The following is a 16,366-nucleotide window of genomic DNA, read 5'->3' on the forward strand; positions in this document are numbered from 1 at the left end:
ATCATATCATTGCTGACTTCATCCGAATGCCAACCCCAAAGGGTTGGTCTTTGATCCAAAGGAATTTCTCAACCAGCCCAAAAAGGACTGGACGAGGAATAAATTGGCATTTGACAAGTGCACGCTGTTGAGTTCTCAAGGATCGGATGCTCCTACAGCTCAGCCTCGCGGCATCACAAATAGGGCTAGATCTCACTCCCCCTCGCTGCGCCTTGCGGCGAACCTGAGGTGGGAGTTCCCAATCATAGTAGAAGATCTTCCACGAGGGAAGTTCTTCGTTGAGATCGGGGTTTGTTCGCCGCTTGGGGAGTCAGGCCTTCCGGCCCTTCGCTCTACCGCTTGGGGCGAACAAGTAATAAGTTACGCGGATCCCCGGGTTCCGGCAAATCGGGCTCGCAGCCCGGGCGTGTCGCACACCCCCGCTACCTGGTATCCAACCGGCGAAATACCTGATGAACGGGAAAACCCCCCTCCCGGCGAGGGCCGAGAGGGGGGTTTCAAGGGTCCGGGGCGGCTGCCGATGGACATCCGCAGAGGTCACATCCCGAGCGCGTGGGCGGCGGACTGCGCCCGGGCGACGAGCTCGATGCGCTGCTCGGCGACGCGCACCGGAGCGGTGCCGCCGACGCCATCGCGGCTCGCGACGGATCCCTCGATCGTGAGCACCTCGCGCACCCCAGGGGTCAGGTGCGGCGACACCTCGGCGAGGAGCGCGTCATCCGCATCCTCGAGACCGATGCCGCGCTGCTCGCACGCCCGCACCAGGGATCCGGAGATCTCGTGAGCCTCCCGGAACGGCACCCGGCTCTTCACCAGCCACTCAGCGACGTCGGTCGCGAGCGAGAATCCCTGGGGAGCGAGCTCGGCCATGCGCTCGGTGTCGAACCGCAGCGTCGCCACCATCCCGGTGAACGCCGGCAGCACGACCTCGAGCGTGCGGACCGAGTCGAACACCGGCTCCTTGTCCTCCTGCAGATCGCGGTTGTACGCGAGCGGCAGACCCTTGAGCGTCGCCATGAGCCCGGACAGGTTGCCGATGAGGCGCCCGGACTTGCCGCGCGCGAGCTCGGCGATGTCCGGGTTCTTCTTCTGCGGCATGATGCTGGATCCCGTGGAGTATCCGTCGTCGAGCGTGACGAAGCCGAACTCGCGGGTGTTCCAGAGGATGATCTCCTCGGAGAAGCGGGACAGGTTGACGCCGATCATCGCCGTGATGAACGCGAACTCCGCGACGACGTCGCGGGAAGCGGTTCCGTCCAGCGAGTTCTCCGCAGGACGGTCGAGGCCGAGCTCACGGGCGACCAGCGCCGGGTCCAGGCCCAGAGTCGATCCGGCCAGCGCGCCCCCGCCGTACGGCGACACGCCGGCGCGCGTGCGCCAGTCGACGAGCCGCTCGAGATCCCGCACCAGCGGCCAGGCGTGCGCCTGCAGGTGGTGCGCGAGGAGCACGGGCTGCGCGTGCTGCAGATGCGTGCGCCCCGGCAGGATCGCACTGTCATGCGCCTGCGCCTGCGCGACGAGCGCGTCGACGAGGCCGAGCACCTCGCGCGCGATGAGACGGGCGTGGTCGATCAGATACATGCGCACAAGCGTCGCGATCTGGTCGTTGCGGCTGCGCCCGGCACGCAGACGCCCGCCCAGATCCGCGCCGACCTCGGCGATGAGCGCCGCCTCGAGCGCGCCGTGCACGTCCTCATCCCCGGGCTGCGGGAGCAGTGTGCCATCCGCGATCCTCGTCGCGAGGGCGTCGAGACCCGCGTGCATGCGCGCGGCCTCGTCGGCCTCCAGGTATCCGGCGGCCTCGAGCGCGGTCGCGTGGGCGTGCGAGCCGGCGATGTCATAGGGCGCGAGGATCCAGTCGAAATGCGTCGACCGGCTGAGCTCGGCGAGTTCGGGACTGGGACCTCCGGCGAAGCGGCCGCCCCAGAGCGCGCCCTGGTTCGTGCCGTGCGCGGCGGTGCGTTTCGTCTCAGTCACTTCGTTTCCTCGCTCAACGACCCCGAAGACTTCCCGATGAGCCACACCAGCAGCGCCTTCTGCGCGTGCAGGCGGTTCTCCGCCTCGTCCCAGACCACGCTCTGCGGGCCGTCGATGACCTCGGAGTCGACCTCGTAGCCGCGGTCGGCGGGCAGGCAGTGGATGAAGATCGCCTCGGGCGTCGCGAGAGCCATGGTCGCGCTCGTGACCTTGTAGCCACCGAGGTCACGCAGGCGCTGCGCCTTCTCCTCCTCCTTGCCCATCGACACCCAGGTGTCGGTGACGATCACATCGGCACCGGCCGCAGCCTGGTCCGGATCCGTGAGAAGGGTCAGGGATCCGCCGGTCTCCGCGGCGCGGCGGTGAGCGTCGGCGACGACGTCCGCACGGGGTGCATACGCCTCGGGAGAGGCCACCCGCACGTGCATGCCCGCGGTGACGCCGGCCAGCACGTAGGAGTGCGCCATGTTGCTGCGTCCGTCACCGAAGAACGAGAGGGTGAGACCCTTCAAGTCGCCCTTGTGCTCGCGGATCGTGAGCAGGTCGGCGAGCAGCTGGCACGGGTGGAAGTCGTCGGAAAGCGCGTTGATCACCGGCACCCTGGTGCCCGCGGCCATCTCCTCGAGACCCGCCTGCGCGTAGGTGCGCCACACGATCGCGGCGACCTGACGCTCGAGCACCCTGGCCGTGTCCGCCGGAGTCTCCTTGCCGCCGAGCTGGCTGTTCGCGGTCGAGATGATCAGCGGGGATCCGCCCAGATCCGCGATGCCGACCGCGAACGACACACGCGTGCGGGTCGAGGACTTGTCGAAGATCACCGCGACCGTCTGCGGACCGGCGAGCGTCTTGTCGGCCCAGCGATCCTTCTTCAGCTCGAGGGCGAGATCGAGGATCTCGGTCTGCTCGGCCGTGGTCAGGTCGTCGTCGCGCAGCAGGTGGCGGGTCATGCGTTCGTCTCCGTGAGAGCGGTGGCCGCGACCTCGGCAAGGGCGGCGGTGAACAGGTCGGTGAACTCGGCGATCTCGGCGTCGCCGATCGTGAGCGCCGGAGCGATTCGCACTGAGGACGGGTTCGCGGCGTTGATGACGAGCCCGAGACGCTGCGCCGCGGCGACGACGTCGCCCGCGACGGGAACGGCCAGCGCCACGCCGAGGAGCAGACCGCGGCCGCGCACACCGGCGACGAGCGGGGATCCGATCCCCTCGACGACCTCGCGCAGCTGCGCACCGCGTTCGCGCGCGTTCTGCACGAGGCCCGCCTGCTCGATCTCCTCGAGCACGGCGTTGCTGACCGCGGTGGCGAGCGGGTTGCCGCCGAAGGTGGAGCCGTGCGAGCCCGGCTGCAGCAGAGCCGCCGCGTCCCCGAACGCCACGAGCGCGCCGATCGGGAAGCCGCCGCCGATCCCCTTCGCGAGGGTGATCGCGTCGGGCACGATCCCCTCGTGCTGGAACGCGAACCAGTCGCCCGTGCGGCCGGCGCCGGTCTGGATCTCGTCCACGATGAGCAGCGCGCCGTGCTTCGCGGTGAGCTCGCGCGCGGCACGGAGGTAGCCCTCCGGCAGCTCGAGCACGCCGGCCTCGCCCTGGATCGGCTCGACGAACAGTGCCGCGACGCGATCGTCCATCGCCGCCTCGAGCGCCTCGATCGTGGCGGGGATGTGCTCCACTCCCCCGGGCAGCGGCTGGAACGGGTCACGCATGGACGCCTTCGCGGTCAGCGCGAGCGCGCCGATCGTGCGGCCGTGGAACGCGTTGTCGAGGGACAGGATCCGTGGGCGCTCGGTGCCCAGGTCCGAAGACAAACCGTGCAGGCGCGCGAGCTTGAACGCCGCTTCGTTGGCCTCCGTGCCGGAGTTCCCGAAGAACACCCTCCCCGCGTCGCCGGTACCGGCGAGACGCTTCAGCCGGGCCGCGAGCTCGAGCTGCGGAGGAGTGGCGAAGTAGTTCGACACGTGCGCGAGAGTGGCGGCCTGGCGCGAGACCGCCTCGACGAAGACGGGGTGGGCGTGCCCGAGAGCGGTGACCGCGATCCCCGCGAGGAAGTCGAGGTAGCGTCGCCCCTCGCCGTCCCACAGGTGCGACCCCTCGCCGCGGACGAGCAGCTCGAACCGCGGGCCCGCGTTCAGGATCAGGTCGCGGTCGGCCGCGCCCTGCCAGGCCTGTGCCGGTGCCGATGTCTGTGCGGCGTGCGAGGTCATCCCGCCACCACCTCCGTTCCGATTCCCTTGCTGGTGAACAGTTCGACGAGCACCGAATGCGGCACCCGTCCGTCGATGATGGCCGCCGCATGCACGCCCGACTCCACGGCCTCCAGGCACGCGGTCATCTTCGGGATCATGCCCGACTCGAGCGACGGGAGCATGGTCTTCAGCTCCGTCGTGGTCAGGTGCGAGACGAGCGAGTCGCGGTTCGGCCAGTCGGCGTAGAGTCCAGCGACGTCGGTGAGGATCACGAGCTTGACCGCGCCGAGCGCGGTCGCCAGCGCCGCCGCCGCCGCGTCCGCGTTCACGTTCAGCGACTGACCAGGATGGTCCAGATCCGGGGCGATGCTGGAGACGACCGGCACCCGTCCCGCGGCCAGATGGTCATGGACCGGCGTCGGATCCACCTGCACGACGTCGCCGACGCGGCCGAGGTCGACCTCTTCGCCGTCGATGATCACGCCGCGGCGACGTCCGCCGAAGAGCCCGGCGTCCTCTCCGCTCAGACCCGTGGCGATCGGTCCGTGCGAGTTGATCTTCGAGACGAGCTGAGGGTTGACCTGGCCGGTGAGCACCATCCGCACGACGCTGATCGCTTCGGTGTTGGTGACCCGGTAGCCGCCCTTGAACTCGCTGGGGATCTCGAGCCGCTCCAGCATGTCGGAGATCTGCGGTCCTCCGCCGTGCACGACGACCGGCTGCACGCCGACGTAGCGGAGGTAGGCGATGTCCTGCGCGAACGCCTCCTGCAGCTCATCGCTGATCATCGCGTTGCCGCCGTACTTCACGACGACGATCTGATCGCGGTACCTCTTCAGCCAGGGCAGCGACTCGATCAGCGTCTGCGCCTTGATCGCGGCTTCCTCGGGCGCGGTGTCCTGAAGGTCGCTCATGAGGAGTACGCGCTGTTCTCGTGCACGTAGTCGTGCGTGAGGTCGTTGGTGCGGATCGTCGCCGCGGCCTCGCCGACCTTGAGATCGATCAGCACGTGCGTCGCGCGCGGGGCCAGATCGACCTCCTCGCGCGGACGGTCGGGACCGCCGGCGGTGCACACCCGCACCCCGTTCATCCAGACGTCCACGTCGTAGGGATCGAATGCGGCCCGGGTGGTGCCGATCGCGGCCAGCACGCGCCCCCAGTTCGGGTCGTTGCCGAAGATCGCCGCCTTGAACAGGTTGTTGCGCGCGACCGCGCGACCCACCTCGACCGCGTCCTGCTCGCTCGCGGCATGCACGACCTCGATCGAGATCGCGTGACTGGCGCCCTCGGCGTCGTCCTGCAGCTTGCGGGCCAGCTCGTCCGAGACCTCGGTGAGCGCGGCCGCGAAGTCGTCCAGGTCGGGCCGGATCCCGCTCGCGCCGTTGGCGAGCAGCGTCACCTGGTCATTCGTGGACATGCACCCGTCGGAGTCGAGCCGGTCGAAGGTGGCGCCGGTCGCGCGACGCAGAAGGGCGTGAGCCTCGGCCGCATCGAGCTCCGCATCGGTCGTGAGCACCACGAGCATCGTCGCGAGACCCGGAGCGAGCATGCCCGCGCCCTTCGCCATGCCGCCGATGGTCCAGCCGTCTCGGCTCACCGCGACCGTCTTGGCGACGGTGTCGGTGGTCATGATCGCCTCGGCGGCGGCCTGTCCGCCGTCGGCGCTCAGCTGCGCGACGCCGGCCTCGACGCCCGCGAGCACCTTGCCGCGGAAGACCTCGTCCCCGGTGCCGATCAGCCCGGTGGAGCAGACCACCACGTCGCCGGCGCTCACCCCCAGCAGCTCTGCGGCGCGCTCCGCCGTGAGATGGCTGGTCTGGAACCCGAACGGGCCCGTGAAGCAGTTCGCACCACCGGAGTTCAGCACGACGGCCTCGACGATGCCGTCCTTCACCACCTCCTGCGACCAGATGATCGGGTTCGCCTTGGCGCGGTTGCTGGTGAACACCGCGGCGCCGACCTTTCGCGGGCCGCGGTTCACGACGAGGGCCACATCGGGCTTTCCGGTGGACTTGAGACCCGCGACGACGCCGGCCGCCTCGAATCCCTGGGGTGCGGTCACGCTCATGGGGCGACTCCGTTGATGCTGAGCGCCGTGGTCTCGGCGAGACCGAGCGCGATGTTCATGGACTGGATGGCGGCTCCCGCCGTGCCCTTGACGAGGTTGTCGACGGCGGTGACGACGACGACGCGGTTCGCGGCGCGATCGATCGCGAGGCCGATGAGCGCCGTGTTGGCGCCGAGCACGTCGGCGGTGCGAGGGACGGATCCCTCCGGCAGCAGCTGCACGAAGACCTCGTCGCCATAGGCGCTCTGCCAGGCCTCGCGGATCTGCGCGTCGGTGGCGCCTGGGACGATCGGGGCCGTCGAGGTCGCGAGGATCCCGCGGGCCATCGGCACGATGACCGGGGTGAACGAGATCCGGATCCCCTCGGGCGCCACGCCCGACGCGGCGGCGAGAGCCTGACGGATCTCGGGGATGTGCCGGTGCGTGCCGCCGACGGCGTACGGATTGGCGGATCCGAGGATCTCACTGCCCAGCAGATGGGTCTTGAGACTCTTGCCGGCACCGGATGGGCCGACGGCGAGCACGGTCACGATGTCGGACGGGTCGATCACGCCCGCCGCGACGCCGGGGGCGAGGCTCAGGCTCACCGTGGACGCGTTGCAGCCGGGGGCCGCGATGCGGCTGGCGCCGCGGAGGTGCTCGCGCTGCTTGACGCCGTTCACCGGCAACTCGGGGACGCCGTAGGCCCACGGCTCGTGGAAGTCCCCGCCGTAGAACGCGTCCCACGCGGCCTCGGAGGTGAGTCTGTGGTCGGCTCCCGCATCGATCACGAGCGGGACCTCGCCGAGGGCGTCGGTGTACTGACCGGACTGGCCGTGCGGCAGGGCGAGGAACACGATGTCGTGGCCGGCGAGGATCTCCGGCGTCGTGTCCTGCAGGGTGAGGTGCGCGAGCGAGCGCAGATGCGGCTGATGCTCGGAGAGCTTCTGTCCGGCGTTCGAGTGCGCCGTGACGGTGCGGATCTCGACGTCGGGATGGTTCGCGAGCAGGCGAAGGATCTCGCCGCCCGCATAACCGGATGCGCCGGAGACGGCGACGGAATACGTCATGCTTCCACCTTAACGGTCGGGTCTGCCGGCGACGCCCAAGAAGACGGCGCGGGACAGGAGTGCGATGCGGGGCCGGAGGCGGCGACGCCGGCACTCGACCGCGAACGACGCGGGAGCGCGGGGTCGCCTAGAGTCGGCGGTCGCCCGAACGGCGTCGACGCACCACGACCGCACCCGTGAGGGTGGTCGTGTGCGGAGCCGGAAGCATGCGGCGACGATAGCGCGGGGTGGCGCTCTCCTCCAAATCGAGGGCGCCTTCGTGCGTCATCGAGCCCGGTCGCGGGTGGCGGCGACACCCGGCCGCCGCCACCCGTCGCGCTGCGCTCGCTCAGAGAGCGGCCGCGGCGAAGAAGGCCCGCTCGTGCTCGCTCGAGCGCACGAAAGCGACCCGCATCCGCTCGCGCGTGGCCGCATCCGCGGCGGCCGCGCGCGCGGTGACGAACCGGATCGCCCTCGCCGTCGCGTCGGCGAACCCCGGATCCGCGTACTCGTCGAGCCAGTCCTTGAAGGGGTGCTCGGCGAAGGGGCGCGACGGGTCGCTGCTGGCAGCGGCGTGCAGTCTGGCGCCCACGTCGGAGTACAGCCAGAAGCAGGGCAGCAGGGCCGCGATCAGCACGCCGTAGTCGGCATCGAACGCGGCACCGCGGAGGTGGTCGAGATAGGCGACGGTCGCCGGGGCGGGCTCGGCCCGGAACGTGTCGACCCCCACCCCGTCGGGAGAGATCCTGCTCGCGTGCAGCTCAAGCTCCACGATCACCGCCTGCTCTGCCGAGTGCGCCCAGAACGCCTGCTCCTCAGGAGTCGGCGCAAGGCGGGCCGCCTCGGCCAGGGTGCGCGCGTACTCGCGCAGGTACAACGCGTCCTGCGCCAGATACCAGCGGAACGCGGCCGCCGAGAGGGATCCGTCCACCATCCGGCGCAGGAACGGCAGCTCGTCGATCGCGTCCCGGATGGGCGCGATCGCCTCCCACCAGTCCGAGGCGACGGTCTCCGCCTCAGGGACGGCGGCCAGTCCCCCGCGCCGCCACAGCCCGGCGAAGTGGCTGATCGGACCGTGACCGGATCCGACCTGCAGCCCGGCGCCGGCGGCGATCGATTCGCGCAGCCACGACCGCACCTCGGCCACCGCATCGCGCCAGTCGAGATCGGCAGCCCGGCGGGTCGCGAGCCCGGCGGAGAGCGAGCATCCTGTGCCGTGGGTGCTCGCGGTGCGAATGCGGGAGCCGGGATACTCGCGTACCGGCCCCGAGGGACCGACGAGCGCGTCGGGCGCCTCGTCGCCGCCGAGATGCCCGCCCTTCACGAGCACCAGCGCACCGGTCGCCGCCGCGAGCCGCTGCGCCTGGCCGAGGGCGCCCGTCCAGCTCGTCGCCGCAGGCTCCCGTACGAGGACGGCCAGTTCGGGGAGGTTCGGAGTGAGGAGGTCGGCCAGCGGCAGCAGCGCGCGCAGGGCCTGCTCCGCTTCGGTGTCCAGCAGCCGGTCCCCGCTGGTGGCGACCATGACCGGATCCAGCACGACCGTGGGCGGGCGGTGCGCTCGCAGCCACGATTCGACCTCCGCGATGACCGCGGCCTCTGCGAGCATTCCGATCTTCACGGCGTCGACCCGCACGTCGTCGCCGATCGCGTCGAGCTGGGCGCGCAGGAATGCGGCGGGCGGGACGTGCACGGCCCGGACGCCGCGGGTGTTCTGCGCGGTCAGAGCGGTGATCGCGGCCATGCCGTAACCGCCGTTCGCGGCGATCGCCTTGAGATCCGCCTGGATTCCCGCGCCCCCGGAGGGGTCGCTGCCGGCGATCGAGAGCACCCGCGGCACGCCGCCCGCACCCCAGGCCCGCAGCAGCGTGCGCGCCGCGTCCCGAGGATCCGGGGCCGCGCACAATGCGGACACCACGGCGACGCCGGCCGCGCCCGCCGCACGCAGGGCGGCCACATCCTCACGGCTGATGCCGCCGATCGCGACGCACGGCAACGAGCTGGCCGCGGCGAACGCGGCGAATCCGGCCACGCCCAGCTCCGGCGGGTGGTTGCGCTTGGTGGTCGTGGGGTGGATCACTCCCACACCCAGGTAGTCGACGGTGCCGGCCGGCAGCACCGTCGCGGCTTCGAGGTGCGCCGGCTGGTTCGCCGTGAGGCCGACGATCGCATCGGGGCCGAGCACCGAACGGGCGACGAGGGGCGACACGTCCGACTGGCCGATGTGGATGCCGTCCACGCGCGCGCCGCGGCGCCGCGCCTTCACGACGGCGTCGAGCCGATCATCGACGACGAGCAGCGCCCGCCCCGCGATGACCTCGGAGAGCTCGACGAGCTGCTCCACGATCGCGGCGTCATCGGCGTCCTTGTCGCGCAGCTGCACGATCCGGACACCGCCCGCCACGGCGGCGTCGACCACGGCGGGCACTCCGCGTGCACCGCTCAGCACGGGGTCCGTGACGAGGTAGAGCGCAAGGTCTTCCGCCGTCAGCCTTCGCCGCGAGGTCGCCTCGCGGGTGCCGGCGTGGCGCGGCGCGGTGGCGACGTCTGCGAGCGTCATGCCGTGGCCTCCGCCGTCTCGATCGCCACGGCCTCGACGCGTGCGCGCGCCGTGAGGGACTCCGGCCGGATCGCCGCGAGCGCGTCGAGCAGGGCGACGGCGAAGGATCCGGGACCGTCGGATCGGGAGGCGGCGTCCTCGGCGGCCAGCGTGTAGACGAGGGTGGCCGCGGAGGCGGCGACCAGAGGGCTGTCGCCGGTCTGCCGCGCAGCCCCGAGGAAGGCGGCCATCACCGCACCCAGCGCGCAGCCGCCCCCTGTGACACGGGTGAGCAGGGCATCACCGTTCGCGATCCGGATCTCGTGCTCGGCGTCGACGAGGAGGTCGACGGGGCCCGATACGGCCACCGCTCCCCCAGTGCTCCGGGCCAGTTCGCGGGCTGCGCCACCCGCCGCCTCGGTGCCGTCCAGTGCATCCACGCCGCGTCCGCCCAGGCTGCGGCCGGCGAGGGCGAGGATCTCCGACGCGTTGCCGCGGATGAGGGTGGGACGCAGCGCGAGCAGGTCCTGCGCCAGCGCGGTGCGCACCGGCAGCACGCCGACCGCGACCGGATCCAGCACCCACGGCGTCCCCGCCGTGCGCGCACCGCCGACGGCCTCGAGGCTCGCCGAGCGCTGCTCGGGCGTGGGCGTGCCGAGGTTGACCAGGAGCCCGGACGAGATCGCGGCGAACATGCCGGCTTCGCCCGTGATGTCCACCATCGCGGGAGCCGCGCCGAGCGCGAGCAGCACGTTCGCCGTGAAGCCGGTCACGACCGAATTCGTGATGCACTGCACGAGCGGGGGCTCCGCCCGCAGCTGCGTGAGAAGGTCCGCGGCGGATTCCACCGTGGACTCGGACGACAATTCCAGACGCGCGTTCATCGCGACATCCCTTCGCTAGTACGACCTAGATCAGGTTCGACGGGTGTGATCTCAGCCGCGGATGCGGCACCCCGTGTCACTGCGGGCCAGTCTAGCCAGGCGCCTTCGCCTCGCACGCCTCGCGCGCGGCGAAGGCGCGGTCAGTCCAGCGGGGACCGCTCTGCGGACCGCTGTCCGTTCACGACCCCGGCCCACGCTGCGGCGGCCGCCCAGAAGACGATCAGCAGCCCGGTCAGGACGAACCCGAGCGCGTTCAGATCGAGCTCGCCCACGGCGCGCGCGAAGCCACTCGGGTGCGGCAGGCTCCGCAGCGCCACCCCCGCGAGCTCGGCGACGCCGATCACGAGCGCCACGACGATCGACACGCCCGTCACCAGCAGGTCGTAGCGCCGCATCGCCCGCTCGCGTCCGGTCGAGCCCCACGAGTATGCGCGCCGCGACATCGCCCCCTGAGCGGAGTCCAGCAGCGACATGCCCGCGGCGAACAGCACCGGGAGGATCAGGATCATCCACCACGGCACGGCACGGGACGCTGCGGAGCCCGCCAGGGCCAGCAGACCGATCTCCGTCGCCGTGTCGAAGCCCAGGCCGAACAGCAGGCCCACGACGTACATCCGCGACGGTCGGTCGATCACCGCGTTGAGCCGGCCCATCAGCGCCCATGCGGGACCGCCGTGCCGATGATCGCCGGGCCGGCGACGGCGGCGCAGGGCGAGGATGTTCGCCCCCGCGATGACGAGCAGGAAGACGCCCGACACGACCGGACCGATGACGCCCGTCCAGACCTGCAGCGGCGAGTCCGGATCCGAGATTCCCGCGGCGAGCGCGCCGACACCGAACGCCAGCAGCACGCAGAGGACCGAGACGACGCTCGCGTGACCGAGGGAGAACCACAGACCCACGCCTCGCGCCGGACGCCCGCGCCCGAGGAGCTGCCGCGTCGTGTTGTCGATCGCAGCGATGTGGTCGGCGTCGAACGCATGCCGGAGTCCGAGCAGATACGCGGTGACCCCCAGCCCGATGCCGAGCGGAGATCCCGCGGACAGCAGCAGCGCACCCCATCCGAGAACGTGCAGCGCACCGACGACGTACGCGGCCGGGCTAGGCCTCATGGATCAGCTCCTCCCGCAGCGCGCCCCACCTGGTCGCGAGATCGCCGAGATGGGCAGCGTCGACGACCGATCGCACCACCAGCCCACCGCGCTCGGGGCGCAGCACAGCGATCCCGCTCGTGCGCCAGGGGGGATCCTGCTCCGCGGGCTCGCGCCCGATCAGGACCACGCTGTCGAGCACGCGATCGGAGCCGAGGACCCCGGGGATCGGAGACCGCCCATCCACGTCCAGGTGTTCGATCAGCGCGGGCGTGCCCTGCACGGTGACCCCGGTGCGCGCCCGGATCGCGCCCCCGCGCTCCCCGACACGGCCCAGGATGAGCGTCTCGCGCAGCAGCAGCGCCGCACCGTCGCCGAGTTCCGCGTCCGTGCGACGGTCGACGTCGGCGCCGTCGGCGATGACGAAGGGCTGGCCGTGCCACGTGCAGATCCCGCGGTCGCCGATCTCGATGCGCGCCGTCCACGAGGCGCGTCTGCCCTCACCGTCATAGGCGACGGTGCCGCCGATGTCCTCCAGCTCGAGCGTGCAGTCCGCGCCGACCGAGATGCGCAGGTCGACGGCATCGCCCCCGAGCAGGAGCGCTCCCGCGGCGACGAGCCCGACGCGGGCGTAGCGCGGCCGGCGTTCCAGGATGCGTGCGGCGATCGCGCCGGAGCGCAGCACGACGCGGGCACGATCGGCACCGGCTGCGACCTGGACGACCGTGGTCGATGCGGTGACGGCGTCCGTCACCGGGATTCCGCGTGCGCGTGCACGTGCACCGCACCGTCATCGTGGCTGTGCACGTATCCGCCGGCCTCGCTGTCGTCGGCGTGGAAATGCGGCGCCATCGGGCCCGGATCCTGGGGCTCATGCGCGCCGGAGCGGTACGCGGCGAGCATATCCAGGACCCAGCCCTTGAGCCGCGCCACGGAGTCCGGGTCGGTGCGCGAGAGCGCGAGCACCTCTCTGCCATCCCGGGCGTCCGACGCGTCATGCACCATCTGCGCCACGTCGACGCCGACATACGGGGCGAGGTCGGTCTTGTTCACCACGAGCAGGTCGGCGCGGGCGATCCCCGGGCCGCCCTTGCGCGCGACATCCCCGCCCCCGGCGACGTCGAGCACGAAGATCTGCGCATCCACGAGCGCCGGCGAGAAGGTCGCCGTCAGGTTGTCACCGCCGGACTCGATGATCACGACATCCAGCGGCGCGAAGTCGCGCTCGATGTCCTCGACGGCGAGCAGGTTCGCCGTCACGTCGTCGCGGATCGCAGTGTGCGGGCAGGCGCCGGTCTCCACCGCGCGGATCCGGTCCGGATCCAGCACGCCGGCGGAGCGGAGGAAGCGCGCATCCTCGTCGGTGTAGATGTCGTTCGTGATCACGCCGAGCGCGATCTCGTCCGCGAGAGCGCGGCACGCCGTTGCGATGAGGGTGGACTTGCCCACCCCGACGGGGCCGGCGATGCCGAGGCGGAGGGCACGGGGAACGAGGGAATCAGGCACGGAACAACCTCCGGTTCGTGAGGGCGTGGGCTTCCGCCCAGCCCTCGGAGTGAGGGGCACTGCCGGCGGGGATGCCGGCGGGATCGGTCAGTTCGGCGACGGCGTCGACGAACTCCTCGACTGCGGTGCACGCAGCGAGGACCCAGCCGACGGGCACCGCGGGGTCGGTTGGGGCGAGCTTGAGCAGAGCCGCTGCGGCGGTCTGCGCGTCCTCGTAGACGAAGACCCGGACCAGGTCACGCGGATCCATGTCGGTCACCGCGGCGATCGCGCCGACGACCACCGGCCTCGGCGGGGCTGTCAGCTCGACGCATGCCCGCACGGCCTCGGCATCGGGCCAGAGCCGTGCAGCCAGGCGCAGAACACCTCGTCCGAGGAGCCGGGACGCCTCACGCTGCGCCGCGCTGGGGGTGCGCGCCGCCCAGTGATCGACGATCTCGTCGAGCCCCGGATCAGACGAGGCGTCACGCAGCCGGTGCCGTGCGACGACCGCCGTCCCGGCTTCCAGGAGGCTCGTGGTCCGCGCCCGCCCGACGAGGTACGCCGGTACCTCCTCCGCGGACATGCCCGCGAGAAGTGCGGGCTCGAGACCGGCCGAATGCGCGTGCCCGCCCGACGGCAGCCGGCCGTCGGCGAGCAGCATCGCGACGGTGAGCGACGCGGGGCGCGTCGACAGGAGTGCCGGAGCGGTCATGATCAGAACATCGCGTACAGCTGGGCGAGCGGAAGCCGATCCACAGGGGCGGGTACCACGGACTCGCCGTCGATCGAGATCGCGAACGTGTCGGGACGGATGTCGATCCGCGGGAGGGCGTCGTTGTTCTTCAGATCCGCCTTCGTGACCGCCCGGGTGCTCCGCACAGCGGCGAGCCGGCGGCGCAGGCCCAGACGCTCCTGGAGACCGTCGGCGAGCGCGGCGGGCGAGACGAACGTCACGGACAGATCGGCGCCGATCGCGTCCAGGAAGGCGGGGCGCATCAGGACCGGCTGCGGCGTCGGGATGGACGCGTTCGGATCCCCCAGCGCGCCCCAGACCAGGCCGCCGCCCTTGATGACGACCTCGGGGCGCACGCCGAAGAAGCGCGGATCCCACAGCACGAGATCGGCGAGCTTGCCGACCTCGACGGATCCGACCTCGTGATCGATCCCGTGCCCGATGGCCGGGTTGATCGTGTACTTGGCGACGTATCGCCGGGCCCGCTCGTTGTCGGCGGGCAGGCTCTCGCTCAGCCGCCCGCGACGGTGCTTCATGACGTGCGCGACCTGCCAGGTGCGGGTGATGACCTCGCCGATCCGCCCCATCGCCTGGGCGTCGGAGGACGTGACCGAGAGCGCCCCCATATCGTGCAGGATGTCCTCGGCGGCGATCGTCGTGGCCCGGATCCGGGATTCCGCAAACGCCAGATCCTCCGGCACGGCCGGATTGAGATGGTGGCACACCATGAGCATGTCGAGGTGCTCGGCCACGGTGTTCACGGTGTGCGGCAGCGTCGGGTTGGTCGATCCGGGCAGCACGTTGGGCAGCGACGCGATCGCGAGGATGTCCGGAGCATGACCGCCGCCGGCGCCCTCGACGTGAAACGCATGGATGCCGCGCCCGCCGATGGCGTCGATGGTGGACTGCACATAGCCCGTCTCGTTGAGCGAGTCGGAGTGCAGCGCGACCTGCAGGCCCCACTCCTCGGCGGCCGTCAGCGCCGCGTCGATCGCGGCCGGCGTGGCCCCCCAGTCCTCGTGGATCTTGTATCCGGCGGCACCGGCGAGCGCCTGCTCGCGCAGCGCCTCCTGGGAGACCGTGCTGCCCTTGCCGAGCAGCAGCACATTGACCGGGAAGCGGTCCAGCGACCGGTGCATCGTCTCGAGGTGCCACGCCCCCGGGGTGACGGTCGTCGCCTTGGATGCCTCGGAGGGGCCGGTGCCGCCGCCGACGATCGTGGTGATCCCCGCTGCGAGAGCTTCGTGGATCTGCGACGGTGAGAGCAGGTGCACGTGCGAGTCGATCCCACCGGCGGTGAGGATCCTCCCTTCGCCCGAGATCACGTCGGTCGAAGGCCCGATCACGAGATCGGGATGCACGCCATCGGCGATGTCCGGGTTGCCCGAGCGCCCCAGCGCGACGATCCGGCCGTCGCGCAGGCCCACGTCGGCGCGCACGATGCCCCACCAGTCGAGCACGATCGCGTTGGTGATCACGGTGTCGAGCGCGCCCTCGGCCCGGGTAGCGATCGACTGCGCCATGGACTCGCGGATCGACTTGCCGCCTCCGAACACGGCCTCCTCGCCGCCGGCGGTGAGGTCCCGCTCGATCTCGATCCACAGATCGGTGTCGCCGAGGCGCACCTGATCGCCCGCGGTGGGGCCGTACATGGACGCATAGCGCTCGCGGTCCAGACGCATCAGGCGCCCCTCCCCATCTCGGCGTCGAGCGCCGGTTCGTCCGTGTTCCCCCGTTGCAGGCCTGGCACTCGGCGCATCCCCGCGAGGGCGACGATCGCCAGTTCGCGAGACGCCCCCGGCTCGAACCGTTGCGACGTGCCCGACGGGATGTCCAGTCGGAAGCTATGCGCCGCGGCACGGTCGAAGGCGAGGGCGGTGTTGACGTCCGGCAGGTGCACGTGCGAGCCGACCTGGATGGGCCGGTCGCCGGTGTTCAGGAAGACCAGGCTCTTCGCCGCATCCGCCGAGCTGCGCGCGTTCAGTTCGATCGATCCCGGCACGATGCGGTACGCACCGGGCGCCTCCGCCGGAACGGCCTGTTCGTCCGACCGCGCGGTGGGCGGCTCCTGAATCGGGTGGTGCACCGTCACCAGCTTGCGCCCGTCCGGGAACGTGGCCTCGATCTGCACATCGTGCAGCATCATCGCGACCCCGGGCAGAACCTCGTCGGCGGTCAGCACCTCGCGCCCCTGCTGCATGAGATCTTCGACGAGTGCGCCCTCGCGCGCCCGCTCGATCACCCAGGTGCTGAGCAGCGCCACGGTCTCCGGGTAGTTGAGCCGCACTCCTCGCGCCAGGCGGTCCCTCGCCACCATGCCCGCGACGGCCAGCAGGAGCTTCTCGGTCTCAGCCGGACTCACGTGCATGCAGGGCCTCCGAT

The 16,366-nt window shown here is 71.2% G+C and carries 14 protein-coding genes and 1 riboswitch; all 14 genes read right to left on the reverse strand.

Annotated elements, in window-relative coordinates; genetic code table 11:
* Positions 1-537: 537 nt before the first annotated feature.
* Positions 538-1,977: an argininosuccinate lyase gene (gene argH, locus AB4078_RS04665; protein ID WP_441976155.1), complete on the reverse strand. Its 1,440-nt coding sequence runs from the start codon at positions 1,975-1,977 to the stop codon at positions 538-540.
* Positions 1,974-2,924, reverse strand: a complete 951-nt coding sequence (gene argF / locus AB4078_RS04670) for an ornithine carbamoyltransferase (protein ID WP_441976156.1) — start codon at positions 2,922-2,924, stop codon at positions 1,974-1,976. The genes argH and argF overlap by 4 nt, the downstream gene beginning before the upstream one ends.
* The gene (locus tag AB4078_RS04675; protein WP_441976157.1) at positions 2,921-4,174 is read right to left on the reverse strand and encodes an acetylornithine transaminase; all 1,254 of its coding nucleotides are present in this window, start codon (positions 4,172-4,174) and stop codon (positions 2,921-2,923) included. Before AB4078_RS04675 ends, argF begins: the two co-directional genes overlap by 4 nt.
* Entirely contained in the window at positions 4,171-5,070 is a 900-nt protein-coding gene (gene argB, locus AB4078_RS04680) for an acetylglutamate kinase (protein WP_440734444.1), read from the reverse strand. The genes AB4078_RS04675 and argB overlap by 4 nt, the downstream gene beginning before the upstream one ends.
* The gene (gene argJ, locus AB4078_RS04685) at positions 5,067-6,224 is read right to left on the reverse strand and encodes a bifunctional glutamate N-acetyltransferase/amino-acid acetyltransferase ArgJ (RefSeq protein ID WP_441976158.1); all 1,158 of its coding nucleotides are present in this window, start codon (positions 6,222-6,224) and stop codon (positions 5,067-5,069) included. Before argJ ends, argB begins: the two co-directional genes overlap by 4 nt.
* On the reverse strand, positions 6,221-7,273 hold the full coding sequence (argC, locus tag AB4078_RS04690) for an N-acetyl-gamma-glutamyl-phosphate reductase (protein WP_440734446.1): 1,053 nt from the start codon (positions 7,271-7,273) through the stop codon (positions 6,221-6,223). Before argC ends, argJ begins: the two co-directional genes overlap by 4 nt.
* A gap of 328 nt (positions 7,274-7,601) precedes the next feature.
* Positions 7,602-9,809, reverse strand: a complete 2,208-nt coding sequence (locus tag AB4078_RS04695) for a bifunctional hydroxymethylpyrimidine kinase/phosphomethylpyrimidine kinase (RefSeq protein ID WP_441976159.1) — start codon at positions 9,807-9,809, stop codon at positions 7,602-7,604.
* Entirely contained in the window at positions 9,806-10,672 is an 867-nt protein-coding gene (gene thiM / locus AB4078_RS04700; RefSeq protein ID WP_441976160.1) for a hydroxyethylthiazole kinase, read from the reverse strand. The genes AB4078_RS04695 and thiM overlap by 4 nt, the downstream gene beginning before the upstream one ends.
* Positions 10,663-10,756: riboswitch (TPP riboswitch) on the reverse strand. Its footprint overlaps the gene before it by 10 nt.
* A gap of 56 nt (positions 10,757-10,812) precedes the next feature.
* Positions 10,813-11,784, reverse strand: a complete 972-nt coding sequence (locus tag AB4078_RS04705; RefSeq protein ID WP_441976161.1) for a HoxN/HupN/NixA family nickel/cobalt transporter — start codon at positions 11,782-11,784, stop codon at positions 10,813-10,815.
* Positions 11,774-12,517 (reverse strand): urease accessory protein UreD, encoded by a 744-nt coding sequence (locus AB4078_RS04710; RefSeq protein WP_441976162.1) that lies wholly within the window; start codon positions 12,515-12,517, stop codon positions 11,774-11,776. Before AB4078_RS04710 ends, AB4078_RS04705 begins: the two co-directional genes overlap by 11 nt.
* A complete protein-coding gene (gene ureG, locus AB4078_RS04715) occupies positions 12,514-13,269 on the reverse strand; it encodes an urease accessory protein UreG (RefSeq protein WP_440734451.1) in 756 nt (251 codons plus the stop codon). Before ureG ends, AB4078_RS04710 begins: the two co-directional genes overlap by 4 nt.
* Positions 13,262-13,963 carry an urease accessory protein UreF gene (locus tag AB4078_RS04720; protein WP_441976163.1) on the reverse strand — a complete coding sequence of 234 codons (702 nt, stop codon included), beginning with the start codon at positions 13,961-13,963 and terminating at the stop codon, positions 13,262-13,264. Before AB4078_RS04720 ends, ureG begins: the two co-directional genes overlap by 8 nt.
* 2 nt (positions 13,964-13,965) lie before the next feature.
* The gene (locus tag AB4078_RS04725) at positions 13,966-15,666 is read right to left on the reverse strand and encodes an urease subunit alpha (RefSeq protein ID WP_441976164.1); all 1,701 of its coding nucleotides are present in this window, start codon (positions 15,664-15,666) and stop codon (positions 13,966-13,968) included.
* A complete protein-coding gene (locus tag AB4078_RS04730; protein ID WP_441976165.1) occupies positions 15,666-16,352 on the reverse strand; it encodes an urease subunit gamma in 687 nt (228 codons plus the stop codon). The genes AB4078_RS04725 and AB4078_RS04730 overlap by 1 nt, the downstream gene beginning before the upstream one ends.
* Positions 16,353-16,366 lie beyond the last annotated feature (14 nt).

The sequence above is a fragment of the Microbacterium sp. 2MCAF23 genome (assembly GCF_052115565.1).
Lineage (GTDB): Bacteria > Actinomycetota > Actinomycetes > Actinomycetales > Microbacteriaceae > Microbacterium.

Coding starts and splice junctions, on each gene's coding strand:
- argF (WP_441976156.1), bottom strand. CDS start 2,924: ATGACCCGCCACCTGCTGCGCGACGACGACCTGACCACGGCCGAGCAG.
- AB4078_RS04675 (WP_441976157.1), bottom strand. CDS start 4,174: ATGACCTCGCACGCCGCACAGACATCGGCACCGGCACAGGCCTGGCAG.
- argB (WP_440734444.1), bottom strand. CDS start 5,070: ATGAGCGACCTTCAGGACACCGCGCCCGAGGAAGCCGCGATCAAGGCG.
- argJ (WP_441976158.1), bottom strand. CDS start 6,224: ATGAGCGTGACCGCACCCCAGGGATTCGAGGCGGCCGGCGTCGTCGCG.
- argC (WP_440734446.1), bottom strand. CDS start 7,273: ATGACGTATTCCGTCGCCGTCTCCGGCGCATCCGGTTATGCGGGCGGC.
- AB4078_RS04695 (WP_441976159.1), bottom strand. CDS start 9,809: ATGACGCTCGCAGACGTCGCCACCGCGCCGCGCCACGCCGGCACCCGC.
- thiM (WP_441976160.1), bottom strand. CDS start 10,672: ATGAACGCGCGTCTGGAATTGTCGTCCGAGTCCACGGTGGAATCCGCC.
- AB4078_RS04705 (WP_441976161.1), bottom strand. CDS start 11,784: ATGAGGCCTAGCCCGGCCGCGTACGTCGTCGGTGCGCTGCACGTTCTC.
- AB4078_RS04720 (WP_441976163.1), bottom strand. CDS start 13,963: ATGACCGCTCCGGCACTCCTGTCGACGCGCCCCGCGTCGCTCACCGTC.
- AB4078_RS04725 (WP_441976164.1), bottom strand. CDS start 15,666: ATGCGTCTGGACCGCGAGCGCTATGCGTCCATGTACGGCCCCACCGCG.
- AB4078_RS04730 (WP_441976165.1), bottom strand. CDS start 16,352: ATGCACGTGAGTCCGGCTGAGACCGAGAAGCTCCTGCTGGCCGTCGCG.